Annotated in this window: 25 protein-coding genes; 12 read left to right on the forward strand and 13 right to left on the reverse strand. The window is 52.9% G+C overall.

Annotated elements, in window-relative coordinates; genetic code table 11:
* Positions 1-30: 30 nt before the first annotated feature.
* The 11 genes from WKJ03_RS01085 to dapA form a co-directional block, all read right to left on the reverse strand.
* A complete protein-coding gene (locus WKJ03_RS01085; RefSeq protein ID WP_337840305.1) occupies positions 31-1,224 on the reverse strand; it encodes an RsmB/NOP family class I SAM-dependent RNA methyltransferase in 1,194 nt (397 codons plus the stop codon).
* Between the two features lie 80 nt (positions 1,225-1,304).
* Positions 1,305-2,717 carry a deoxyribodipyrimidine photo-lyase gene (gene phrB, locus WKJ03_RS01090; RefSeq protein ID WP_337840306.1) on the reverse strand — a complete coding sequence of 471 codons (1,413 nt, stop codon included), beginning with the start codon at positions 2,715-2,717 and terminating at the stop codon, positions 1,305-1,307.
* Complete coding sequence (locus WKJ03_RS01095) at positions 2,717-3,658, reverse strand: DUF523 and DUF1722 domain-containing protein (protein WP_337840307.1); 942 nt, start codon at positions 3,656-3,658, stop codon at positions 2,717-2,719. Before WKJ03_RS01095 ends, phrB begins: the two co-directional genes overlap by 1 nt.
* Positions 3,659-3,783: 125 nt before the next feature.
* Positions 3,784-4,095 carry an integration host factor subunit alpha gene (locus WKJ03_RS01100; protein WP_337840308.1) on the reverse strand — a complete coding sequence of 104 codons (312 nt, stop codon included), beginning with the start codon at positions 4,093-4,095 and terminating at the stop codon, positions 3,784-3,786.
* 2 nt (positions 4,096-4,097) lie between these two features.
* The gene (gene pheT / locus WKJ03_RS01105) at positions 4,098-6,485 is read right to left on the reverse strand and encodes a phenylalanine--tRNA ligase subunit beta (RefSeq protein WP_337840309.1); all 2,388 of its coding nucleotides are present in this window, start codon (positions 6,483-6,485) and stop codon (positions 4,098-4,100) included.
* A 15-nt stretch (positions 6,486-6,500) separates the two neighbouring features.
* Positions 6,501-7,481 carry a phenylalanine--tRNA ligase subunit alpha gene (gene pheS / locus WKJ03_RS01110; RefSeq protein WP_337840310.1) on the reverse strand — a complete coding sequence of 327 codons (981 nt, stop codon included), beginning with the start codon at positions 7,479-7,481 and terminating at the stop codon, positions 6,501-6,503.
* 94 nt (positions 7,482-7,575) lie between these two features.
* Positions 7,576-8,298 (reverse strand): DnaA regulatory inactivator Hda, encoded by a 723-nt coding sequence (gene hda, locus WKJ03_RS01115; protein WP_337840892.1) that lies wholly within the window; start codon positions 8,296-8,298, stop codon positions 7,576-7,578.
* On the reverse strand, positions 8,298-9,443 hold the full coding sequence (locus tag WKJ03_RS01120; RefSeq protein ID WP_337840311.1) for a DUF2066 domain-containing protein: 1,146 nt from the start codon (positions 9,441-9,443) through the stop codon (positions 8,298-8,300). Before WKJ03_RS01120 ends, hda begins: the two co-directional genes overlap by 1 nt.
* A 72-nt stretch (positions 9,444-9,515) precedes the next feature.
* Positions 9,516-10,232: a phosphoribosylaminoimidazolesuccinocarboxamide synthase gene (gene purC / locus WKJ03_RS01125; protein ID WP_337840312.1), complete on the reverse strand. Its 717-nt coding sequence runs from the start codon at positions 10,230-10,232 to the stop codon at positions 9,516-9,518.
* A 95-nt stretch (positions 10,233-10,327) separates the two neighbouring features.
* On the reverse strand, positions 10,328-11,398 hold the full coding sequence (gene bamC, locus WKJ03_RS01130; RefSeq protein WP_337840313.1) for an outer membrane protein assembly factor BamC: 1,071 nt from the start codon (positions 11,396-11,398) through the stop codon (positions 10,328-10,330).
* A gap of 5 nt (positions 11,399-11,403) precedes the next feature.
* Entirely contained in the window at positions 11,404-12,291 is an 888-nt protein-coding gene (gene dapA, locus WKJ03_RS01135; protein WP_337840314.1) for a 4-hydroxy-tetrahydrodipicolinate synthase, read from the reverse strand.
* A gap of 128 nt (positions 12,292-12,419) precedes the next feature.
* Here dapA and WKJ03_RS01140 point away from each other — a divergent pair, with 128 nt between their 5' ends.
* From WKJ03_RS01140 to WKJ03_RS01180, 9 genes are all read left to right on the forward strand, one after another.
* On the forward strand, positions 12,420-12,941 hold the full coding sequence (locus WKJ03_RS01140; RefSeq protein WP_337840315.1) for an ACT domain-containing protein: 522 nt from the start codon (positions 12,420-12,422) through the stop codon (positions 12,939-12,941).
* A 10-nt stretch (positions 12,942-12,951) separates the two neighbouring features.
* Positions 12,952-13,419, forward strand: coding sequence for a thioredoxin-dependent thiol peroxidase (gene bcp / locus WKJ03_RS01145; RefSeq protein WP_337840316.1), 468 nt, complete (start codon positions 12,952-12,954; stop codon positions 13,417-13,419).
* Positions 13,420-13,513: 94 nt separating this feature from the next.
* Positions 13,514-14,626, forward strand: coding sequence for a PQQ-dependent sugar dehydrogenase (locus WKJ03_RS01150; RefSeq protein ID WP_337840317.1), 1,113 nt, complete (start codon positions 13,514-13,516; stop codon positions 14,624-14,626).
* Positions 14,626-16,629, forward strand: coding sequence for a TonB-dependent receptor (locus tag WKJ03_RS01155; RefSeq protein ID WP_337840318.1), 2,004 nt, complete (start codon positions 14,626-14,628; stop codon positions 16,627-16,629). The genes WKJ03_RS01150 and WKJ03_RS01155 overlap by 1 nt, the downstream gene beginning before the upstream one ends.
* A gap of 116 nt (positions 16,630-16,745) precedes the next feature.
* The gene (locus WKJ03_RS01160; protein WP_337840319.1) at positions 16,746-17,414 is read left to right on the forward strand and encodes a hypothetical protein; all 669 of its coding nucleotides are present in this window, start codon (positions 16,746-16,748) and stop codon (positions 17,412-17,414) included.
* Complete coding sequence (locus WKJ03_RS01165) at positions 17,415-18,875, forward strand: M48 family metalloprotease (RefSeq protein ID WP_337840320.1); 1,461 nt, start codon at positions 17,415-17,417, stop codon at positions 18,873-18,875.
* Positions 18,876-18,884: 9 nt separating this feature from the next.
* Entirely contained in the window at positions 18,885-19,232 is a 348-nt protein-coding gene (gene arsC, locus WKJ03_RS01170; RefSeq protein ID WP_337840321.1) for an arsenate reductase (glutaredoxin), read from the forward strand.
* On the forward strand, positions 19,229-19,813 hold the full coding sequence (gene wrbA, locus WKJ03_RS01175; protein ID WP_337840322.1) for an NAD(P)H:quinone oxidoreductase: 585 nt from the start codon (positions 19,229-19,231) through the stop codon (positions 19,811-19,813). The genes arsC and wrbA overlap by 4 nt, the downstream gene beginning before the upstream one ends.
* A gap of 8 nt (positions 19,814-19,821) precedes the next feature.
* Positions 19,822-20,226, forward strand: coding sequence for a DUF2069 domain-containing protein (locus WKJ03_RS01180; protein WP_337840323.1), 405 nt, complete (start codon positions 19,822-19,824; stop codon positions 20,224-20,226).
* 47 nt (positions 20,227-20,273) lie between these two features.
* On the opposite strand, the gene queE is transcribed toward WKJ03_RS01180, so the two are convergent.
* On the reverse strand, positions 20,274-20,939 hold the full coding sequence (gene queE / locus WKJ03_RS01185) for a 7-carboxy-7-deazaguanine synthase QueE (protein WP_337840324.1): 666 nt from the start codon (positions 20,937-20,939) through the stop codon (positions 20,274-20,276).
* An 89-nt stretch (positions 20,940-21,028) separates the two neighbouring features.
* Between queE and queC the strand changes: the two genes are divergently transcribed.
* On the forward strand, positions 21,029-21,688 hold the full coding sequence (queC, locus tag WKJ03_RS01190) for a 7-cyano-7-deazaguanine synthase QueC (protein ID WP_337840325.1): 660 nt from the start codon (positions 21,029-21,031) through the stop codon (positions 21,686-21,688).
* Positions 21,689-21,739: 51 nt separating this feature from the next.
* Here queC and cysB read toward each other — a convergent pair whose 3' ends face one another.
* Positions 21,740-22,717, reverse strand: coding sequence for an HTH-type transcriptional regulator CysB (gene cysB, locus WKJ03_RS01195; RefSeq protein WP_337840326.1), 978 nt, complete (start codon positions 22,715-22,717; stop codon positions 21,740-21,742).
* A 135-nt stretch (positions 22,718-22,852) separates the two neighbouring features.
* Between cysB and WKJ03_RS01200 the strand changes: the two genes are divergently transcribed.
* The gene (locus WKJ03_RS01200; RefSeq protein WP_337840327.1) at positions 22,853-23,545 is read left to right on the forward strand and encodes a HAMP domain-containing sensor histidine kinase; all 693 of its coding nucleotides are present in this window, start codon (positions 22,853-22,855) and stop codon (positions 23,543-23,545) included.
* A gap of 91 nt (positions 23,546-23,636) precedes the next feature.
* Positions 23,637-24,392 carry a hypothetical protein gene (locus WKJ03_RS01205; protein ID WP_337840328.1) on the forward strand — a complete coding sequence of 252 codons (756 nt, stop codon included), beginning with the start codon at positions 23,637-23,639 and terminating at the stop codon, positions 24,390-24,392.
* Positions 24,393-24,411: the final 19 nt, after the last annotated feature.

Raw genomic sequence — 24,411 nt, forward strand, 5'->3', positions numbered from 1 at the left:
GAGGCGAAAACTGAACGCAATCAAAAAATTTTACACTGTGATGACAGCCTGCCGCCTTAATCTGGCCCAGTAGAAACCGTCAAAACCTGTGGCTGCCGGGCTGATAGTCTGTTCCTGTTCCAGCACAAAGTCCGGTCTTTGCTGTAAAAACCACTGCACCTGGTGCTGATTCTCTGACGGGAAAATGGAACAGGTGGCATAAAGCAACTCACCTCCTATGGCCAGCATTTTGCTGTAGCGGCTTAAAATATCCCGTTGCAACGCCTTGAGTTCAGCCAGACGCATCGGTGCCTGCCATTTGGCATCCGGATTACGCCGCAACACGCCACTGCCACTGCACGGCACATCCAACAACAAAAAGTCGGCTTTGTCGGCTAAACGTTTAATGGTTTTGCTGGAGCTGATCAGCCGGGTTTCGATAGTGCCCGCCCCAGCCCTCCGCGCCCGTTGCTGCAGAGTGGCCAGTTTCCACTCCTCGACATCCATTGCCAGCAAGCGGCCTTTGCCTGCCATACGAGCCGCCAGCGCCAGACTTTTGCCGCCAGCACCAGCACAGGCATCGATGACCCGACTGCCCGGTTTGACCTGCAAAGCGTCCGCCACCCACTGCGAACCTGCGTCTTGCTGTTCAAACCAGCCTTGCTTAAAAGCGCGGCTTTGAAACAAGGCGCAGTCGGACAGAATTTCCAATGCTGTTGGCACCCCAGCCACGACGCGACTTTCAATGCCTTCGGCCAGCAATGCCTGTTGCAGCTCAGAGGTGCTGATTTTCAGCCAGTTGGCGCGGATATAACGCGGCGCCCGTGCCCACAAGGCTTCACGCTCAAGGGCCCAGCTATCCCCCAGTTCCTGTTGGCCCAGCTGTTCCAGCCAGTCCGGGCAGCCCTGCAGAATGTGGGCTGGCAAGGCCGCAGCCCTCCCCTGTAATTCCGTCAGATCAGGCAACAGTTGGCCATACACTGAATAGCCGTGCCAGCTGGCCAATGCAGCCCAGACCTTGGCTGGCTGCTCAACAAAACGACAGTCAGCCAGTGCTTCATACAGACTTAAGCCACGCATCAGTTGCTGCGCCAGCTGAACTTGATTTGCCTGCTCTTTGACTGAGTATTTTTCTGTGGCAAAGAGCGCAGCCAGTGCTTTGTCCAATGGCTGCTGCTGACTCAGCACAGGCACTAAAACCTGACTCAGGCGTTCTGTCATTAAGGCGTGCATCTCAAGTTTCATGGCGGCTCCCGGCAAACTGGAGCGCGATCTTAGGTGGCAGCTCAGTCTTCAGCAAGTAAAAACTTTATCCGAAGCGTCAATCAAGGCTGCTTGACCGCCTTAAACAGCTCCAATGTCCTCAGCCTGGCTTGGCTATGGTCCACCACGGGTGCGACATAGTCAGACCAGATCGGCAGTGGATGAGGCCAGTGAATTTGCGTTGTGGCTACATCGGCCAGTTCTGGCACCATACGACGGATAAATTCACCTTTTGGGTCAAAGCGCTCACTTTGAGTCACAGGGTTAAAAATGCGGAAGTAAGGTGCAGCATCGGTGCCGGTCGACGCGGCCCACTGCCAGCCGCCATTATTGGCGGCAAAGTCACCGTCAATCAATTTGGACATAAAATACCGCTCGCCCCACCGCCAGTCGATATGCAGGTCTTTTACCAGGAAACTGGCCACTATCATGCGCAGTCTGTTGTGCATCCAGCCCGTCTGGTTCAGCTGGCGCATCGCTGCATCGACAATGGGGTAGCCGGTTTTGCCGTCACACCAGGCCTGAAACAGCTGTGGCTCATTGGGCCAGACAATCTGATCGGTCTCAGCCTGAAAGGCTTTGTGCTTAATCAGCTGCGGAAACGCCACCAGAATATGTATATAAAAATCACGCCAAATCAGCTCGGACAACCAGACAGCCGGGCCGGAATCACTTTGGCTCAGTGTCTGGCCATGTTCCAGCTGCAGCCTGGCCACCGCCTGATGCACCGAGATCACCCCAATGGCCAGATAAGCCGATAAGCCAGAAGTGGCATCCAGCGCCGGAAAATCACGCTTTTGCTGGTAGTCCTGCACCTGCGCCTGGCAATAACGGCGCATCCGCTCCAGCACCTGCTGCTCAGTCACTGGGTACGCCAGAGAACTGCCATCGCCCGGTCGCATCCCCGGCATATCTATACGCACCTGCGGCGCTACCAGCTGAGGCGCAGGCCGCTTAGCCACCTGCACGCCAAGCCCCGCCAGCTGCTGCAGCCAGGCTTTTTTAAAGGGGGTAAACACCTGGTACATTTCACCGCTTTTATTCAGTACAGAGCCCGGCGGCATAAAGGCCCGCCTGTTACTCCAGTGAACGGCTTTCCCGTTCTGATGAAACAACGCTTCCACTTTGCGGTCGCGCTGCTGCTCACGCAGTTCATAATCCATATCGGCAAAAAGTGCCTGAACTCCAGAGCGCAGTAAACGTTCAAAAACAGGCAGGCAGCTCGGATAATCATCCGCCTCCAACGCCAACAACGGAATATTTAGTTCGGACAACTCCTGTTCCAGCGCCCGTACCCGTCTGCGGATTAAATCCTGTTTGACAGGCGCCATATGGTGCTGCCGCCAGCTGCCCGGTGTCGCAATAAAGAGCGCCAGCACCGGCAAACCGGATTGGCAGGCCGCAACTAAGGATGGATGGTCATAAGTGCGCAAATCGTTGCGGTACCAGACCAGTACAAATTCAGCAGTATTCATCAGGCGCGTAACCCCAATTCGTCAGGAAAAGGCTGAAAGTACACCTGCGCTTGCAGATACGCATGAGGCTGCTGGTTCAAATGGTGCTTGAGCAAGGTCAACGGAGCCAGCAATGGCAAGTGCCCAAGGCGGTAATGCTCAATCAGGTGCAGTAACTCCTGTTTGGCAGAAGCCGCCAGACGGTGTTTAAAAAAGCCAAGTAAGTGCTGCAATACGTTGGCCTGCTGCTTGCGGCTGGCCGTCTGTTTCAGTGCCTGCATCAGGTCGGTCAAATAGCGAAGCGCCAGCTCGTCAGGCGAAAATAACTTCGCCTGCGCCACCAGGCGACCAAGCTCGCGGTACGCGACCGGGCTGTGCGCCATTACCAAAAACTTATAACGGCTATGAAACGCCACCAGCTTGCCGACACTGAATCCCGATTGCAGCAATTGTTGGTACTGATGACAGGCCCAGACCCGGGTCACAAAGTTTTCCCGTAAATTGGCGTCATGCAGCCGGCCATCTTCTTCCACTGGTAACCAGGGGTACTGCTGCATCAGCTGTTGCGTGAAAAGCCCGACACCAAGTTTACCAACGGGAAAGCCATGCGAGTCTGTCACCTTCACCCGCTCCATACCACAGCTTGGTGATTTGGCGCAGACAATATAACCCGACAGCGCTGCCATAGCAGGCAACGCCTTGGCCGCGCTGCTGCGCATCGCTTCTGTGTGATCGATGGCGGCGTTGGTACTGCTCACCAGACGGATTTGCTGATGAGTATCCAGTTGCAGACGAATGGTTTCCCTTGGTGTCCCCATCCCCATCGCAACCTCAGGACAATAAGGCACAAAATCAACAAAACGACTTAATTGATCCGTAGCAAAAGGCAGCGCTTTATGGCCGCCATTAAACCTGACTTTTTGGCCCAATACACAGGCACTGATCCCAACCTGGATGCGCATAAACGACCTCGCACTGTTTTAAGCGACTACGGTCAAAACCAAGCAATGGATCACCGCTGGCGGCAGGAAAACTGAAAGCAGGATGAAATCGCGGGTAAAAAAAAGCAGGCTTTCGCCTGCTTTTCTTATTTGGATTGGTGCGCCTTTTTGGCGGTCCCCACTTCAACCCGGCTTTTCAGTTTCTGGCCTGGTCTGAAGGTCACCACACAACGGGCGGAGATAGGAATGTCTTCGCCTGTTTTCGGGTTGCGGCCTGGTCGTTGGTTTTTCACCCGCAAGTCGAAGTTACCAAAACCGGACAGTTTTACCTGGTCGCCGGACTCGAGTGCGAGCCGGATCTCTTCAAAAAATGATTCGACGATCAATTTGGAATCGCGCTTGCTGATGCCAAATTTGGTAAATAAACGCTCTGCTAAATCGGCTTTGGTAAGCGCCATTCTTAATCCCTCAACGTTGCGTTGAACTCTGTTTTTAACACGTCAACTACAGCTGTGATCACCTGTTGAATGTCTTTATCTTCCAGGGTGCGGGTTTTGTCCTGCAGCGTCAAAGCCACCGCCAGTGACTTGTGGCCTTCCGCCACGCCCTGCCCTGTGTAGACGTCAAACAATCTTAGGTCAACTAATTGATTTCCGCTAACTTTTCTAATAGTAGCAAGGATATCTGAAAAACGCACATCGGATTTTACAACTATCGCCAAATCGCGGCGGTTAGCCGGATATTTTGATAATTCTTCAGCTAAAACAATATGTTTATCACCAAAAGCTGTCAATTCCAACTCAAACAGGTAGGCTTTGCCTTTCACACCCAATTTGTTCTGTGCTTCAGGGTGTAAAGCCCCGATAAAACCAACTGGCTGACCGTTACGGCTGACCAGAGCGGTCTGGCCCGGATGCAAGGCACTATGTTCCCCTTTGCTGAAACTGAATTCGCCTGGCGCTGAGGTTAAGCTCAGTAAGGCTTCGACATCGCCTTTGGCATCAAAGAAATCCACTGCCCGTTCTGTGATAGCCCAATGTTCGTTGCCATAGCTGCCAACCACCAGACCGCCAATGACTTCCACCTGACGCACGCCATTCTCTGCGGCCGCGTCTGGAATAAACTTCAGGCCGTATTCAAATAAACGGATACGGTTCTGCTGACGGTTCTGGTTATACAGAGCCGCCTGCAGCAAACCAGGCCACAGATTCAACCGCATTGCCGACATATCGGCAGAAATTGGGTTTGGCAACACCAGCGCCTGCTGGGCCGGGAACAGCACCTGCTGCACTTTCGGATCCACAAAGCTGTACGTAATGGCTTCCTGATAACCACGGCCGACCAATACATCACGCAGACTGTGCACATCGATGCGGGCTTCACGGTGCTGGCTCATCGCCAGCGCCGCCTGAGGCGCCACATTAGGAATGTTGTTGTAACCATAGACCCGCGCCACTTCTTCCACTAAGTCTTCAGCAATCTGCATATCGAAGCGGTAACCCGGTGCAACAGCCTGCCAGCCGTCTGCAGTTGGTGTCACCTTCAGGCCCAGACGCTGGAAAATATCCAGCACAGTGGCGTCGGCAATATGAATACCGATCAGTTTGTCCAGCTTGGCGCGCGTCAGGGTAATTTCCGCCGCTTTTGGCAAGTGGCTTTCTGACACAGCTTCCACCACAGGACCGGCTTCACCACCAACAATTTGCAGTAACAAGGCGGTGGCACGTTCCATCGCGGTACGCTGCAGCTCTGGGTCCACACCCCGCTCATAACGGTGTGACGCATCAGTGTGCAAACCGTATTGACGGGCTTTACCGGCCATTTTCACCGGGCTGAAAAAGGCACTTTCCAGGAAAATGTGCTGAGTATCCACAGTGACACCGCTATGCAGGCCACCAAAGACACCGGCCATCGCCAGCGCTTTTTGGCTGTCCGCAATCAGCAGGGTGTCTGGCTTCAGCGCCACCTCGTTGCCATCCAGCAGGGTCAGCGTTTCACCTACTCTCGCCAGACGCACGTCAATGTCGCCTTCGATTTTATCCAAATCAAAGGCATGCATTGGGTGGCCTAATTCCAGTAACACAAAGTTGGTGACGTCGACCACTGGGTCGATAGCGCGGATGCCACTGCGACGCAGCTTTTCCACCATCCACAGCGGAGTGACCGCACCCGGGTTGATATTGCGGATCACCCGGCCTAAATAACGTGGGCAATGCTCAGGCGCCGACAGCACAATGGCTTTTTGTTCGCTGATAGTGGCGGCAACGGCTTCAATCACCGGCGCTGTGACGTCCAGCTGATTCAACACCCCCACTTCGCGGGCCAGGCCTAACAGGCCTAAACAGTCGGCACGGTTGGGCGTCAGGTCGACTTCGATGCTGACATCATCCAGCTTCAGATAGTCGCGGATAGTGCTGCCCAGCGGTGCGTCGGCCGGTAACTCGATAATGCCGTCCGAGCTGTCGGCCATGCCCAGTTCCTGCAGCGAGCACAACATGCCGTTGGATGGCTGGCCACGTAATTTGGCGGCTTTGATTTTAAAATCACCCGGCAGTACAGCGCCTACAGTGGCCACCGCCACTTTCAGGCCCTGACGGCAATTGGCTGCGCCACAGACGATGTCCAGCAGCTCGCCGGTGCCCACATCTACTTTGGTGACTTGTAATTTATCGGCTTCCGGGTGACGGCCACATTCGACCACATGCCCGACAACGACGCCAGTGAACTGGCCAGCAACGGCGTCAATGCCGTCCACTTCCAGACCGGCCATGGAAATTTGTTCCGCCAGTTCATGGGTGGATAACGCTGGGTTTACCCACTCTCTTAACCAGGATTCGCTGAATTTCATTGGTATTGCTCCTGCTTATCTGAACTGCTTTAAGAAGCGCAAATCGTTTTCAAAGAAAGACCGTAAATCGGTCACGCCATAACGCAGCATGGTCAGACGCTCGACGCCCATACCAAACGCGAAGCCGCTGTATACTTCCGGGTCAATGCCAACAGAGCGCAACACGTTCGGGTGCACCATACCGCAGCCCAGCACCTCCAGCCATTTGCCGTTTTTGCCCATTACATCCACTTCAGCTGAGGGTTCAGTGAACGGGAAAAATGACGGACGGAAACGGATCTGCAAATCTTCTTCAAAAAAGTTATGCAGGAAGTCGTGCAAAATGCCTTTGAGTTCGGTAAAGCTGACATGCTTGTCCACCATCAGACCTTCGACCTGGTGGAACATTGGCGTGTGCGTCATGTCGTAATCGTTACGGTAAACCCGGCCTGGCGAAATAATGCGCAGCGGCGGCTGTTCAGTTTCCATGGTGCGAATTTGTACGCCTGAGGTCTGGGTACGCAGCATCAGTTTCGGATTGAAATAGAAAGTGTCGTGGTCAGCACGGGCCGGATGGTGCTCCGGAATATTCAGCGCGTCAAAGTTATGGAAATCATCTTCGATTTCCGGACCTTTTTTCACTTCAAAGCCCAGCTCACCAAAAAAGCTTTCAATACGGCGGATGGTGCGGGTGACCGGGTGCAAACCACCGGTTTCCAGGCTGCGCCCTGGCAGGGTCACATCAATTTGCTCTTTGGCCAGTTTTTCCGCCAGTTCGGCCGACTGCATAGCGTCACGCTTTTGGTTCAGCGCGTCTTGCACCTGCTGTTTTAATTCATTGATCTGCTGACCTGCAGCTTTACGCTGCTCGGCATCCATCGCACCTAAAGATTTCAGCAGCTCGGTAATGGAGCCTTTTTTGCCCATAAATGCAACACGCACGTCGTCCAGCGCGTTGATATCCTGAGCGGCAGCGACAGCCTGAAGGGCTTCTGCCAAGATGGCGTTTAAGTTCATGGTAATCCTCGGATCTGAGGTGAATCATTGCTGTAAAAAAGGCGCTTATAATACACCAGATTTTCTGGCGCTTCTAAGCCAAAACTGTGATTTTTTAAGCATTTGCCGCTATGGGCAAGGGGTCGGTCAGAATTTCTTTGACAAAAGGAATGGTCAGGCGGCGCTGATGCACAATGGAGGCTTTGTCCAGCAAGTCCAGGATACGCACCAGATCGCGGATATCCCGTTGCTGGCGGTTCAGTAAATAACGCGCGACTTCATCCGGCAGTTCCATGCCGCGCAAATGGGCTTTTTGCTGCAGCAACTTTTGTTTGTCATCGTCCATCAGCAAACGCAGCTGAAAACTGGTGCAGGCCTGCAGCCTGGAGACCAGATCAGGCAGCTTCAACCCCAATTCAGTCGGCGCCGCATCGGCCACAATGATCAACACTTTGCCTTGTTCCAGCATGCGGTTATACAAATCAAACACCGCCACCTGCCAGGTTAAATCGGTATCAATGGCCTGAATATTGTCCAGACAGACCAGATCTAACTCTTCCAGACCGTCCAGAATTCGGGGGCTCCAGGCTTTGTAGTCATCCAATGACAATAACTGGCTGGTCAGGCCCAGCTCCTGCGCTTTGACACAAGAAGCGTACAGCAAATGTGACTTACCACTGCCGCTGGCACCAAAAAGGTAAAGCGGATGACGTGGCGCTTTTCCTGCCAGTACGGCCTTGATAGCCGCCACCGCGGGGCTTTGTTCAGCCCCGTAGAAGCTGTCGAGAGTTTCATCCTCTGGCAAAGTGACCGCCAGAGTGTACTGCACCGGTATCATCACTGCGGCACAAACCGGAAACGTAAGGGTCCGCTGGCCATGACGGCGGGGATGGCAGCAGACTGCTGTTGCTCTGCGGCCATTTCAGCCTCCAGTTCAGCAAACAACTGGTCGGCGCTGTCTGCACTGACCTGCGAGTCTGCCGGGGTGGATGGCACAGCATCCAAGCCTTCGTCCTGCAGCGGCTGGAAGCGCTTATCCAGTAACAGCGCATTTAAAAAGGTCTGCGCATCGGACGCCAGCTGCAGCTTTAATGACAAGACATCTGCCTGACGTTCCTGCACCTGCACCCGCTGCACCGACAACATGCCACTCAAGAGTTTTTGCACCTGCACCATCTGCACAAAGTTGGTCACTCCCTGCACCTGCAGTTCCACTTCTGTCGCCGTTGCCCCTAAACGCACCGCATACTGCGCTGCCAGACTGCTGACAAGCTGTTCTATAAACTGACGGGTTGCCTGCACCGGATCGGCGGCAAGGATCTGCTGGCTGACCTGTTGTCCCTGTTCAAAACCCTGCCAGGTCAACCGTACTTGCCCTGCCAGCTCCGCCGGGCGGTCAAACAATAAAATCATGGTCTGGTCAGCCTGAAAATTCAGACTGGCCTGCTCTATCTGCAACCAGTTACCTGCCCAAACATCGTCCTGACTTAATGGCGCAGAAAACTCAGCAGCGGCAGAAGGCAGCAACCAGGGCAAAGCCCGTTCTGTCGCCTGTTGCTGTAATAATTGCAGCACCGGATGTTCAGCCCCCTGAATAAACTGACGGCTGTCATCTCCCTGTTCAACCAACCAGAACAAAATGGCCGGCCGACGACTGCCCCACACCGGCAGTTGCAGTGTGGTTAAAAACTGCTGAACTTTTTGTTCGTCCAGAGTCACCTTTAACAAAGGCTCAGGGCCAGCCACAGGTTCAAATTTTTTCAGGTAATTGGCAGCATTGCTGAGTTCGGCTTTGACGGCCTCCTGCTCCAGCACCGCCGGATTGGCGCTGACTTTTACCAGCACTTGCTGCAGCGCCAACTGTTGCCACTGGTTCTGGCTGACAGTGGCAGGAACCTGAGCTTCGTACAGTCCGGTGACTTCTTTGGCCTGCAATGCAAAAGTCAGAATACCGGTCAACAGAATGGTCAAAATCGAACGCATGCTTGTCCTCAATCCGTTTGCTGCATGGAAAAACAAAACCACCCGCAGGTGGTTTTGTCGCCTTAAACCAGTTTAATCCAGTTTCACACCGAGGCGATTCGCCACTTCTTCGTAAGCTTCCACCACCCCCCCGAGGCCTTGGCGGAAACGGTCCTTATCCAGCTTGTTGCGGGTCGCTTTATCCCACAGACGGCAGCCGTCCGGTGAGAATTCGTCGCCCAGTACAATTTCACCGTTAAAGACGCCAAATTCCAGTTTGAAGTCCACCAGGATCATACCGGCGTCATCAAACAATTTGCTCAGTACCGCATTGACCTGAAAGGTCAGCTCTTTCATCCGGGCCAGCTGTTCTTCAGTGGCCCAACCAAAAGAACGCACATGGTATTCATTGACCATAGGGTCATGCAGTGCATCATTCTTCAGGAACATTTCGAAAGTCGGCGGGTTCAGCTCCAGACCATCCTGTACACCTAAACGGCGTACCAGCGAACCACTGGCCACATTACGGACCACGCATTCCACCGGGATCATGGTCAGGCGTTTCACCAGTACTTCAGTGTCCGACAACAGCTCAACCGCCTGAGTCGGAATGCCGGCTTCTTCCAGTTTTTGCATGATAAAGAAGTTGAACTTGTTATTGACCATGCCTTTGCGGTCTAACTGCTCAATACGCTGACCATCGAAAGCTGATGTATCGTTGCGAAAATGCAGAACCAATAAATCAGGGTTGCTGGTGGCATACACAGTTTTGGCTTTACCACGGTACAACTCAGTTGTCTTCTCGACCATTTTAAACTCCGGCGGCAGGGCTAAAAAAAACAGGCGCAAGTATAATAACCTTTCGCCTGTTCGCAAATCACTTTTTCTGCAGGGCCTGTGGCTTTTTACAGCTCCAGTCCGGCTTTTTGGATCATCGGCAATAAGGCCTGATGCAAGCTATTCACCAACTCGGCGCTCAGCACCTTGCCTTCGCTGTCACGCCAGCTGAGCGATGTACCCAGTTCATGCTTTTTCAGCACCAGTTGATAATCCCCTTCTGACAGCGGCAGTTGCGTGGCCTCTTCTGCACCCCACAAGCTGTCCCAGAACCCTGTTTCTGGCTGTTTGTAGCTCAGGTAGTAGGTGTAACTGGTACGGTTCAGGTCTGTAACGGTAAAGCCATTCTGTTCAAACAGCACTTCCAGCTGTAACCAGGTCTGATCCAAATTCTGCGAGGTCAGCATTACGGCGTTCCCCTCAGCGTCAAAGCCTGTGGTCAGATTCACTTTGACCAGTTGGGCTTTTTTCCGTTTGATCTGTTCCAGTTCAATGGTGGCTACCTGGTCAATGTAACGGTTCAGGAAATAGACTTCTTCGCGTTTTTGCGCAATGGGGGTCAACTGGCGGGACTCGTCATTCAGGTAACGGTGTTCCAGCAACTGGCTGCGCACTCCAATACTGCGGCCATGGCTTTTCGGATCGAGGATTAACAGGAAACGGCTTTGCTCCTTGTCCACCATCTGCTTCCACCACCACCAGCCTTCTTCTTCAGTGCGGGTGACCCAGCCAGTTTCAAACACCAGCCCCTGGTCATCTTTTTGTGTGATTTCGATGTTCTTTTCAGCACCAAAAGTGCGAATGCTCTGCTGCAGGTAAGGCAACAATTCACCGGTAAATTCGGAACGTTCAAACCAGACCCTGGCTTCTTTTTCTTCTTCTTCCACCCGGCTGTTGGTGGCCAGCGCCAGCACCTGCATAGGTGATTTCAGTTCAGCTTCAGACACTGGTGCATTCGGCGCGGGCGGAATGTCGTACTGCGACGGCTTTTTCGCTGGACTTAAGCCATCTGGTACTTTTAAATCGCTGACGGCCTGAGCCTGAGAGGCTGTTGTGTTTTGTGCTGACCAGTCCGGCATCAGCGAACAGCCTGTCAACAGCAATGAGGCAAGCAGACTTGCCGGGATCCCATACTGCACTCTTATTACTCCTGGATTGTGATCTGTGCTTGTTTCAGCGCTTGTTCGATTACGCTGTGGTAAATTGGTTCCAACCGGGTTAAGGGTAATCTGGCCATATCGTCGGCAATCAGGCCCATTTTCAATAAGGCCCATTTGGCCGGAATAGGGTTGGATTCAATAAATAAATCGCGGTGCAGCGCCTGCAGTTTCTGATCGGTCGTATGCGCAGCTTCCGCCTCACCAGCCAGCGCCTGCGCGCACATTTGTGCCATCAGTGCTGGAGCAATGTTAGACGTGACCGAAATAACCCCTTTGCCGCCTTGCAGCATAAAATCGCAGCAGGTCGCGTCGTCGCCAGACAACAACACAAAATCTGCCGGGCACAAGGCTTTCAGTTGTGCAAGCCTTTCAAAGGAGCCTGTCGCTTCTTTAATACCGACAATGTTGGGCACCTGGGCTAATTCAGCCACAGTTTCTGGCTGCAAATCAACACCGGTGCGGCCCGGTACATTGTACAGCCACACCGCTTTGTCTGTGGCGCCAGCCACAGCCCTGAAGTGCGCCAGCATGCCTTTTTGGGTGGGTTTGTTGTAATAAGGCGTCACCGTCAGAAAACCGGCAACAGGCAGTTCAGACAGTTTTTTGGTTTTGGCCACCGCCTCTGCCGTTGAGTTGGAGCCATTGCCGGCAATGACCGGAATACGGCCAGCCACCTGCTCCAATACAGCGGTCAGAACCTGCCACTGCTCCTCAAAACTCAGCGTGACCGACTCCGCCGTGGTGCCCATAATGACCAAACCGGAAGTTTGATTGGCCAGATGAAACTCCACCAGGCGTTTGAGGCTGGCAAAATCGACCGAACCATCAGAGTGCATGGGAGTGATCAGGGCAACAATACTTCCGCTTAACATAAAAAGGCTCCAAAATTTTCAGGCTGCCTATGGTAATGACGACGTCACACAAGCACAAGCCGAAAGCAGTGAAAAATAGCCGCACTGTGCTACACTTGCGCCATTTTTTGACCTGGAAAGAATACCTTATGCCTCAACATTTGGTCGTGACCGCCATAGGCGCGGACCGCACTGGAATTGTCAGCAAACTGGCCCGACTGGTCACTGACTGCAATTGCAACATAGTCGACAGCCGCATGGCTATTCTGGGCAATGAATTCACTTTTATTATGCTGCTGTCCGGCGATTTAATCGCCATCAGCCGGATTGAACATTTATTACCCGGCCTGGGTCTGGAACTTGATCTGCTGACCATGACCAAACGTACTTCAGGTCACAGAATGCAACCCGTGTCCGCCCACTATGTGCTCGAATACAAGGGGCCGGACAAAGTCGGTACTTTGGGTGCTATCTCCAGTCTGTTGGCGCATCATCAGGTGTATATTGGCGCGCTGCGTACTCAGACAGACACCTCAACGGACCAGGCCCTGCATCTGTGTGAAATGACGGTCGAGCTGCCGGAGGGCGCCGAACCTGAATTACTACGCCAGCAATTAATGACTTTGCTGGATCAGTTACAACTGACAGGCCGTTTTGAGGCCCTTATTTAGGGAGAATGATATGCCTTTATCCGTTAACCAAGCGGCGCCGGATTTTTCCTTACCGGACGCGCAGGGACAACTTCGTTCGTTGCATACTTTACTGACTCAGAGCCGGGTGTTGCTGTATTTCTACCCCAAGGCCATGACACCTGGTTGCACTGTGCAAGCCTGTGGACTGCGTGACAGCCAGGCCGAGCTGTCAGCTTTAGGGGTGCAAGTGGTTGGTGTCAGTATTGACGCACCGGCTCGGCTGGCTAAATTTGCCGAAAAAGAACAGTTGAACTTCCTGTTGCTGGGCGATGAAGACCATCAGGTAGCGCAAGCTTTTGGTGTCTGGGGCCCGAAGAAATTTATGGGCAAAGTGTATGATGGCCTGCACCGCATCAGTTTTTTAATTGAGCAGGACGGCCGAATCAGCCATGTCTTTGAGCAGTTTAAAACCAGCAATCATCACCAGGTGGTACTGGACCATCTGCGACAGCGTTAACTGTCCCAGGCGGGCCGCTGTTAATCGCATCAGGGACTACAGGGCCCGCTGTCGTTATTATGCTGGTGAAATGATCCGTTAAAGGAAGCGTCCGATGAAATCCACCTTAAATTCTATTGCATTGAGTCTGTTCGTTTTGAGCGGCGCCGCACAAGCAGCCCCATTGGTGACAGAAAAAGCCACACTGGAACTGACTGAACTCAGTCAGGGTTTTGATCATCCCTGGTCTTTGGCTTTTTTGCCGGATGGCCGCATGCTGGTCTCAGAACGCTCCGGCACCTTACGTATCGTCACAGGCACAGGTGAAAAATCTGCGCCTCTGGCCGGAGTGCCTGCCGTCAAAGCGGCTGGCCAGGGCGGCTTATTGGGGCTGGCGCTGGACCCGGATTTTGCCAAAAACCAGCTGATTTATTTCAGCTTCAGCGAGCCGGTGGAGGCGGACAACAGCCGCACCTCAGTGGCAAAAGCCAGGTTAAGTGGCACGTCGCTGACCGAGGTGCAGGTGATCTTTCGCCAGGCTGAAGCCATCAACAGCCAGTACCATTACGGGGGCCGCCTGGTGTTCAGCCCCCAGGGTGAACTCTTTATTACCACAGGTGATCGTGGCTCCCGCCGCGAAGACGCGCAAAAACTGGACGGCCACTTTGGCAAAGTGATTCGGGTTAACACCGACGGGTCGGCGCCCAAAGACAATCCTTTTGTCGGCCGAGCCGATGCCAAAGCGGAGATCTGGTCTTACGGTCACCGCAATTTACAGGGCGCAGCGGTTCATCCGCAAACGGGCGCCATCTGGACTCATGAACACGGGCCTCAGGGCGGTGACGAAATTAACATAGCGCAGGCGGGCAAAAATTATGGCTGGCCGCTGATTACGTACGGTGAAGAATACGGCGGTGGTGTCATTGGTCAAAAACGCAAAAGCGGCCTTGAACAGCCATTGCATTATTGGGTGCCGTCTATTGCGCCAAGCGGCATGAGTTTCTACAGCCAAAGCGCGATTGCCGGCTGGCAGAATAACCTGCTGGTGGGCTCCCTGAAGTTTGGCCAGTTGGTCCGGCTGGAACTGACTGCGGACAAAGTCAGCCATGAAGAACGTATCCGTATTGGTTCACGTGTTCGCGATGTGCAGGTCGGCCCTGACGGGGCCGTGTATCTGCTGACCGACGAAGACAATGGCAAAATCCTGAAGTTAAGCCCTGCCAACTGATGCGTACACTCTACCTGGCCTGCGCCCTGCAGGCCTTGTCTGCGCCTCAGGGAGTAGCGCAGGATCTGGCGGTTGAACGTATTCGCGTCACCAGCCAGAGCCAGCCGCTACTCTGGTTATCCGATCCATCCAATGCCCAGCAGCTGCAACCCGAGCCGACCCGGGCCTGGTATGACGCTGCCAGTCTGTTCAGTGGGGTTGCTGGCTTTCAGGCCGACAGCCGAGCCAATTATGCGCAGGACTCCCGCCTGTCGAGCCGGGGCTTTGGCAGCCGCAGTGCCTTTGGTATCCGCGGTTTACGACTGATGCAGGATGGTATCCCGCTGTCGGCGCCGGACGGCCAGGGCCAGTTAAGTTCAGTGCTGCTGGATCAGATAGACCAAGTCGAAGTGCTCACAGGCCCGATGGCAGCACTGTACGGCAATGCTGCCGGCGCTGTGGTGTCCTTGTATAGCCGCAAACCTGCCGGGCAGAATGCATCAGTACACTTTGCTCAAGGCCGTTTTCTCAGTCAGCAGATGCTGTCTGTCGAACATCAGTCGGCAGAGCACAGCAGCAGACTCAGCCTGAAGCAAGCGCGGCTGCACAGCCAGCGGCCACAGAGTGAGGCCGAAAAACAACAAGGCCAGTGGCTCTGGTTCAGTCAGCTGGCGTTTGCCGACCTGATGCTGCGTTATGACTGGTCTCGCGACCCCCTGCTACAGGATCCCTTGGGGTTGACGGAAGCGGAATGGCGGGCGGACCCCAACCAGACCAGTGCCAATGCGCAGCGCTTTGATACCAAAAAAAGCAGCCGCCAGCGGCAGCTCAGCCTGACCCTAAGCCAGCAACAGGCGGAACAAAACTGGCAGTTAGGGCTCTGGACCGGCCATCGTCAGGTCAGTCAGCATCTGGGGTTTGATGGGAGCAGCCCGACCTCTGCTGGCGGGGTTGTTGACCTGAACCGCCCTTTCTGGGGTGTGAATGCACTGCAGCAATGGCAATTCAATGCCCTGAGTCTGAGCCTTGGCACCTCTTACGAACACAGCACAGACGAGCGCCGTGGTTATGTAAATCAGCAGGGTCAAGCCACGGATTTACGACGTGACGAACAAGGCCAATTCAGCAGCCTCGACTGGTTCAGCCGGTTCAGTTACCAGCTACAGCCGGATTGGTTACTCAGTGGCGGTATCAGGCACAGCCAAAGCCGGGTCCGGGTCCATGATTTTTACATCACAGACTCAAACCCTGATGACAGCGGTCGTACCCAGTTCAACGAACAAAGTGCGGCTTTCAGTCTGAGCCATCACTACGCTGCGGCCCGCAGCTGGTTTATCGGCACTGGTTTGGGGTTTGAAACGCCAACCCTGACCGAAATGGCCTATCAGAACGAAGGATCAGGCCTGAATCTGGCCTTGAAACCAAGCCAGTCCAGGTCGCTGGAGCTGGGACATAAATGGCAGTATCAACACTGGCGCAGCAGTCTGGTGCTGTTTCGCACCGACACAGACGATGAACTGCTGACAGATCAGTCCAGCGGCGGGCGTACGACTTACAAAAATGCGGGCCGCACAGCACGTGAAGGCCTGGAATGGCTCTGGTTCTGGCAAGCCTCTGGGCACTGGCAACAGCAGCTCAGCCTGACGCTGTTAAATGCCCGTTTTGCTGGCGGGGAACTGGATGGAAAGCAGCTTCCAGGGGTCGCCCGGCAACAGCTGTATTGGGCCTTGAGTTATCTGCCTGGGCAACACCCGACGCAAAAGCTGACACTGAGCACCACCTTACGCAGCAAGGTGGCGACCACAGACCAAAACCAAAGTTTCGCCCCGGGTTTTGGCCGGCTGGATTTGCGCTGGCAATCGGAACTCAAGGTCAACGGGCAGCAACTGAGTTATGAACTGGCGGCGGAAAACCTGACCAATCATCAGTATGTTGGTGCCGTGGTGGTCAATCAGGCCAATGGCCGCGCTTTCGAACCGGCACTGCCACGCCAGTTCAGTGCGACGCTACGTCTGGAGTTCTGAGCCGTGACAACACAGCAAAAAAATGAAAAAAACTCTGCATGGCGCGTCGAACAACGCTTTGCGCCCGCCATTTGTTCGTTATAATTCGATAAAACCAGCACCTTAGAGCCGCCACTATGTCGATATCACATTCCAGAGCCCATCTACCCGACAATCCGACATTAAAAGAGATTAACTGGTACAAAAAACAAATTAACTGGGGCGAACTGCCACCTTTTTACCATATGGTGGCCCAATCGCTCGGCGAATCGGAAGGCGTGCTGACCCACGGTTTTGATAACGCCATCAAACGGATCAGCGATAAGCGCAACTGGAACCTGCAGGCCTTGGGCGGCTATATCGACAACAGCAACATTATTCACTGTGAAAATAAACCCCGTATTGCCCTGCATCAGGTATTTACTGATCGGGGTTTTGAACTTCAGGCCTGTTGTTATGCCAAAGACACACAAATCGATCAGTATGTGAAAGGTAACAAGCTGCTGGATTTTTATATCTGGGACCCACATACCATGAAAATGGTATTGCGGATCAATCAGATGCATAAGTTTGTTGATTATTACTTTGAGTATGGTGACGATGCAGACCGGGCTTTAATTATCCATGCCCATAAGACAGTGATGGATCTGATCCAGCATTTAAAAACTGTAGTGAATGTAGTGAAAGTGGATGGCACCTCCATTGCTCAGTACTACGAAATCCAGCAGCGTAAATTAGGCAGCGCGGATCCGGACGAGTTGAAATTGGCAGCCATCAAAGCAGGAATGACAGAGTTCAGGAAATAAATGATTCAATTGGCAGTATCTTCGTTGAAAACGCCGGCGTTTTGGGCCGGTCTTGCATTTAGCGTATTCAGTTCAGTGGCAGCGCAGGCCAGCACCACCCTGCCGGATATTGGCGGCAATGCTTTTTCCACCCTGACCCCGGACACCGAAAAACAACTGGGCGACGTGATGATGCGTCAGACCAAAAGCCAGTTGCCTATGGTGTATGACCCATTGCTCGACGAATACCTCAATGCCATGGGTAACCAGATGGTCGCCAAAGCCCAGGACGTGAAATTCCCATTCCGCTTTTATTGGGTGAATGACAAAAACATCAACGCCTTTGCCACTTTGGGAGGCAATATCGTCTCCCACACCGGTACTCTGGCCGTGTCAGATACCGAAAGTGAGTTTGCGTCGGTCATCGCGCACGAAATTTCACACGTCACCCAACGTCATATTGCCCGTTCGGTCGAGGCCCGTTCCCAAAATGCGCCGCTGACGCTGGCTGGTTTATTGGGTTCCATTATTCTGGCCACAGTGAATCCGGAAGCCGGTATGGCCGGTATTATGGCGACCCAGGGGGCCGCCCAACAAAGTGCCATTAATTTCACCCGTTCCAATGAACAGGAAGCGGATCGTATTGGTATTCAACTGATGGCCGATAGCGGCTATGACCCTTACGCTGTCCCCGAGTTCTTTAACAAACTGGCAGAGCGGTCCCGTTTTGCCAATGCACAGCTGGCGTTTTTGTACACTCACCCCCTGTCACAAGCCCGGGTGGCCGACTCCCGCCTGAGAGCCGAACAATTCCAGAAACGTTTTGTCGCGGACAGCCCGGATTATGCGCTGACCAAGGCCAGGGTACTGGCGCGTTATTACTACGACCCAAAAGATGTGGAAACCAATTTCTTAAAACGTTTATCCAGCCCGGGTGGCAATACCAAAGCCAACCAGTATGGACTGGCACTGGCGTATTTTGATGGCAAAAAGGTCAAAGAGGCCGAACAGATCATTCTGAAACTACGCCAGCAGGAACCCGACAATCTGTATTACATCGACCTGTACACCGACATTTTGCTGGCAAAAGGCCAACACGATGAGGCCATGACGATGCTGGAACAGCAATACCAACTCAAACCCAATAATCAGGTGGTGACTCTGAATTACGCCAACGCCGCCATTCAGGGCAAGTCCTACCGGCTGGCGCTGCATTTGTTACGGAATCTGCTGTATTACCGCAGTGATATTTTCCCGGCCTATGAAATGATTGCCGATACTTACAAAGCCATGGAAGATTATGCCCGTTATTACGAAGCCCGCGCTGATATGTATTACCAGCTCGCCATTTACCCCAAAGCCATCGATGATTTAAACGAAGCACTGAATCATCTGGCACCGGACAATCAGCTGGAAAACCGCCGGCTGGAAGCGAAAAAGAAACAATGGCAAACCGAATTGAACCGGTTAAAACGCCTGTAAGGAAGAGTTATGTATAGGCTGTACCACAACAATCGCTGCTCGAAAAGCCGCGAGGCACTGGCGCTACTGGAGCAAAAGCAACTGCAGTTTCAGGTTCGGTATTATCTGGACGATCCCTTAACCGCCAGCGAGCTTGTCGCCTTGCTTAAAGCTCTTGCTATGCCTGCCCGGCAGTTGCTGCGCAGCAAAGAGGCCGAATACAAAGCCCTTGGGCTGGACAATCCGGATCTCAGCGAACAACAACTGATTGAGGTGATGGTCAGTACACCCAAACTGATCGAACGACCGATACTGCAGTGTGATGACAAAGCCGTCATTGGCCGACCGGTTGAAAATCTGCTTGTGCTGTTGCCATGACCAAAATTCTGGTTCTGTACTACTCCCGTCACGGCTCTGTTGCTCAACTGGCCGAACAGATAGCTTTAGGTGTGGCTCAGGCCGGCGCCGAAGCCTTACTGCGCGCTTTGCCTGCAACAGACGGCAGTCAGTCCACAGTGCATCCATTATTCCAACCCGATGAATTGCTGCAGGCCGATGGTTTTGCCTTTGGCAGCCCGGTCCGTTTTGGCCTGATGGCCGCGCCGTTAAAACAGTTTTGGGATAGCACAGGCAGTGAATGGATCAAAGGCAGCCTGATCAATAAACCTGCCGCGGTGTTCAGCTCGTCCGGCAGTTTACATGGCGGCAATGAAGCCACCTTGCTGGGTATGATGCTGCCCTTATTACACCACGGCATGTTCCCTGTTGGCTTACCCTATTCAGAACCTGCTCTGCACCAGACGCAGGCAGGTGGCAGCCCCTACGGTGCCAGCCAGGTAACGGGTTTAAGCGGTGACAGGGCGCTTGGCAAAGAAGCCAACCAATTGGCAGTTGCATTGGGGAAACGCCTGGCTACAATGGCGCAGATTTTAAAACAAGCCGGAACCCAGTTGCCATGAGCATTATGATGTCTGCCCTCACCCGCCGTTACCTTTGGTTAGGCCGTATCGGCTTTTTTGGCCTTTTTCTGTTGATGCCAGTGTGGGTCTTGTATCTGGTTCCGCCAGAAATGGGCAGCAGCGCAACCCTGCTACTGCTGTTATGGGGCCCGCTGTTTCTACCACTTTGGGGCATAATGCAAGGCAAGGCCTATACCTTTGCCTGGGCCAACTTTATTGTAATGTGGTACTTCATTCACAGCCTGACCCATCTATGGATTAGTTCGGGTCTGGTGTTCTGGCTGGCGATGATGGAGTTGCTGCTGTGTTGCCTGATGTTTGTCGGCTGCACCTACTACGCCCGGTACCGGGGCAAAGAATTGGGGCTAAAGATCCCCAAACTGAAAGACGACCCTATCGGGCCTGCCCGCTGAAGAAAAAAAGCCGCAGTGCGGCTTTTTTTCTTAGTGTGACCCATCCGTCAGCTGATGCCCAGGTATTTATGCACCTGTACACTCAAGCGCCAGTTGCGTGCAGTGCAGGTCGCGATGGCCAGTTCAGTGGCCCGGCGGCCCTGACTGATGGGCTGCAAATACACCAACTTGCCAGACAGGTCCAAACCCTGCAATAAAACATCCAGCTCTTCAATATGCTTTTCCATCGCCACCGGATGTTTAATTTCATTGGCCCGCACCAAGGCACTTTGCAGCACCTCATAGCCGCCTTTCATATTCACCTTGGGTGACACTGTGACCCAACTGGCAGGCGGCACCTGCACCTCAAAAGTCCCACTGGTTTCAATTTGCGTCTGATAACCCTGTTGATGCAATAACTCGCATAAGGGGTTTAAATCATAGATACAGGGTTCGCCACCGGTGATCACCACATGTTTGGCCTGATACCCCTGCTCCCTAAACAACAGCAGCAACTGCTCCGGGCTCAGACTGCACCAGTGCTCGGACTCGTCGGTTTTCTGCACAATCTGCGCCGGACTCTGCTCTAAATCAGCCGGAATAGCCCAGGTATGTTTGGTGTCACACCAGGCACATCCCACCGGACACCCCTGTAACCGGACAAAAATAGAGGGTGTGCCGGTAAAGCTGCCTTCACCCTGAATTGTCTGAAAGATTTCGTTGACTTTATACACCTGCGGGAGTTTTCCTTTAGCTTGGCGGCAGATTCAAGTACAATGCGCGCCCGAAAAAAGTTGATTATTATAGCTGGAGCCCTGTTCTGATGCCGCAAAAAGTTGTTGTGATCTATTCCGGCGGTATGGATTCGTTTACCGTGTTGCACAAAGCCATAGCGGACGGTCATGAAGTCCATGCCTTGTCATTTAACTATGGACAACGTCATGTCAAGGAACTGGATTGCGCACGGCAGGTGTGTCAGGAACTGGGCCTGTCCCATAAAGTGGTGGATATTTCCGCCATTAATCAGCTGCTGGCAGGGTCCAGCCTGACCGATAACATCGATGTACCTGAAGGCCATTATGCGGCGGACAACATGAAATCCACTGTGGTGCCGAACCGCAATATGATCTTGTTGTCGCTGGCGGTCGGGTATGCAGTGTCGCTGAATGCCCGGGCTGTCTATTACGGCGCCCATTCAGGTGACCATTTTATCTACCCGGATTGCCGGCCTGAATTTGTGCTGAAAATGCATGAGGTCTGCCAAATCGCCAACTACGAGCCAGTGGATATTGTCAGCCCCTATCTGAACGGCAATAAAATCGATATTCTGCGGGATGGTCTGGCCATGGGGCTGGATTACAGCAAAACCTGGACCTGCTATAACGGCCGGGCCAAAGCCTGTGGCAAATGTGGTTCCTGTCAGGAACGACTGGAAGCCTTCGCATTGAACCACGTCCAAGACCCCTTGGTTTACGAAGCCTGAATCTTGTTGGCCTCCCAGAAAAGGCGGCCGCCTTTTCTGGGCTCACCCAAACTATTTCACCGGCAACTCAAAGCGGGAAAACATCCGGTCAATCTCTTCCTGACTGCGCATCATATTGGCCCGCTCTACCACTTCACGGGTTAAATGCGGGGCAAAACGCTCAATAAAATCGTACATATAAGTACGCAGGAATGAGCCTTTACGGAAACCTATTTTGGTGGTGGATGCGGCAAATAAATGACTGGCATCAATAGCAACCAGATCTTTATCCAGGTCTTTATCCATCGCCATCGAGGCTATCACCCCAACCCCCAGCCCTAACCGGACATAGGTTTTAATCACATCGGCGTCCGTCGCGGTAAACACAATTTTCGGATCCAGGCCTTTTTCGCCAAAAGCGCGGTCAAGCTCAGAGCGGCCAGTGAACCCAAACACATAAGTGACTATAGGATGCTCCGCCACATCTTCTACCGTCAGCTTGCGGTTAATCGCCGCTAAAGGGTGGTCATGACGCACGATCACGGAGCGGTTCCAGTGATAACAAGGCAGCATAATCAGGTCGTTAAACAAATGCATGGCTTCGGTAGCGATGGCAAAATCCGCATCACCGCGGGAGGCAGCTTCGGCAATTTGTGACGGGGTACCCTGATGCATATGCAACGAAACTTTCGGGAATTTCCTCATAAACCCACTGATCACCGGAGGCAAAGCATAACGGGCCTGCGTATGGGTAGTGGCTATATTCAGCTTGCCCTGATCCGGTAAGGTATGTTCTTTGGCAACCGCCTTAATGCTTTCAACCTTGGCCAGAATTTGTTGGGCTATATCGATGACGTCCCGCCCTGCTGGTGTGACATGGGTTAAATGCTTGCCCGAGCGGCCAAACACCTGAATACCCAATTCGTCTTCCAGCATACGAACTTGCTTACTGATCCCCGGCTGGGATGTATACAGACTTTCGGCAGTCGCAGACACGTTCAGGTTGTGGTTAAGTACCTCAACAATATAACGAAGTTGTTGTAATTTCATGTGTCAGCTATCCATTCTTGGCATATGATATGAACACTATACGCTATCGTTTAGATATTCCAACTTATTTCGTTTTCATGTTGGACTATAACGAATAGTAACTAAAATCTGCTTTTAGACGAAGGTGAATTGGGTATGACAGGCGGTACTCCTGATATAGATTTTGCGACTGTACTGGCCAGTGCCGCACACGATATGAAAAACTCGTTGTGCCTGCTGATCCAATCGCTGGATACACTGCGCCAGGAAGAAAGCCAGTTAAAGCCTGCGGCCCGCGAAGAATTGTCACGTATTCATTATGAGGCGAACCGGCTTAATATCAACCTGCTGCAGTTGTTGTCCTTGTACCGGCTGGAGAAAGAGCAGTTGCCGCTGCAGATAGACCAGCACCCTGTCGCGGATTTGTTTGAAGAAATTCAGCTGAACAATGAACTTTACAGTGCGCAGTTACAAATCCAGGTAGAGGTGGAGGCCGACCCTGAACTGATGGGGTATTACGATCAGGATCTGGTCGGCAATTTACTCAACGATATCTTTATCAACGCCTTGCGTTACACCAAAAGCAAATTACTGCTCAAAGCCGTACGAGACGCCAAAGGTTTGCTGATAGAAATTCACGATGATGGCCCGGGTTACCCCGATTTTATGCTCGAACAAGCCGATACATTGATGAAAGAACTGAATCTGAGCTCTGGCCGCACAGGATTAGGCCTGTTTTTTGCAGGGTTAATTGCCAAAGCACACCGGAATCATGGACGCACTGGCGCTATCCGCCTGAAAAATGGCGGTCAGTTTGGTGGCGCTGTGTTCAGTCTGTCGTTGCCCTGACGGGGTCATAGCATTTTGGATAGCTTGGGTTTAACATTGAGCAGATAACAATTGAGCCCTGAAGTATTCAGGACACAATGGAGTTGGGATATTGTTTGCCATTATTATTGTTTTAGTCATTACGCTGGTGGTCATTGCGGTGATCGTCAGTGCTATTCAGCAGCATAAAGAGCGCCTGGCTGCACTCAAACGTGCTGAGTTTTCCAAGCTGCGTAATGCGCTGGAAGACACTGAAGATATTCTGCTGAACGCGGCCAATGTGCCGTTAACCCGAGGCATAGTCAGCATGCTGCTCAAACGTATTCTGTTGACGTTAAGGGCTATGCTGGAACTGGAACCTACCTCGAAAGATCTGAAACAACGCATCAGCGAAACCGAAAAACGTCTGACCGACGGCAACGATACCATGGGTGGCGAAAGCCTGACCATGCCGGATAACGATAAACAAATTATCAGCATGATCCAGGGTATTAAAAAGCTGCGCACCATACTGAGGGCTGAACACGCCCGTGGCAATATTGATACTCAGAGTGTGGTGCAGGAAGACAGACGTCTGGAGATGCTGCAGCTGCGCATCAATGTCGAAAGCCAGATCAAACGCGGTAATCAGGCACGTGCCAGTGCTATGTTAGGCTCAGCCCGTCAATGTTACGAAAAAGCGCTGGCCACCCTGAGTAATTGTGCCCATGCCGACGATTATGTCACCAACCGCAAATCCGAAGTCACGATGATTCTGGAAGACATCGCGACCGAACTGAAAGAAGGTAATTTGCGTGACAGGCAAAAACGTGCTGAACAGGAGAGCAATGATTTGGATGTATTGTTTGCTCCCAAGCGTAAATGGTAGTTTTTAACCATAAAAAAGG

It is taken from the genome of Rheinheimera sp. (assembly GCF_037442525.1).
Lineage (GTDB): Bacteria > Pseudomonadota > Gammaproteobacteria > Enterobacterales > Alteromonadaceae > Pararheinheimera.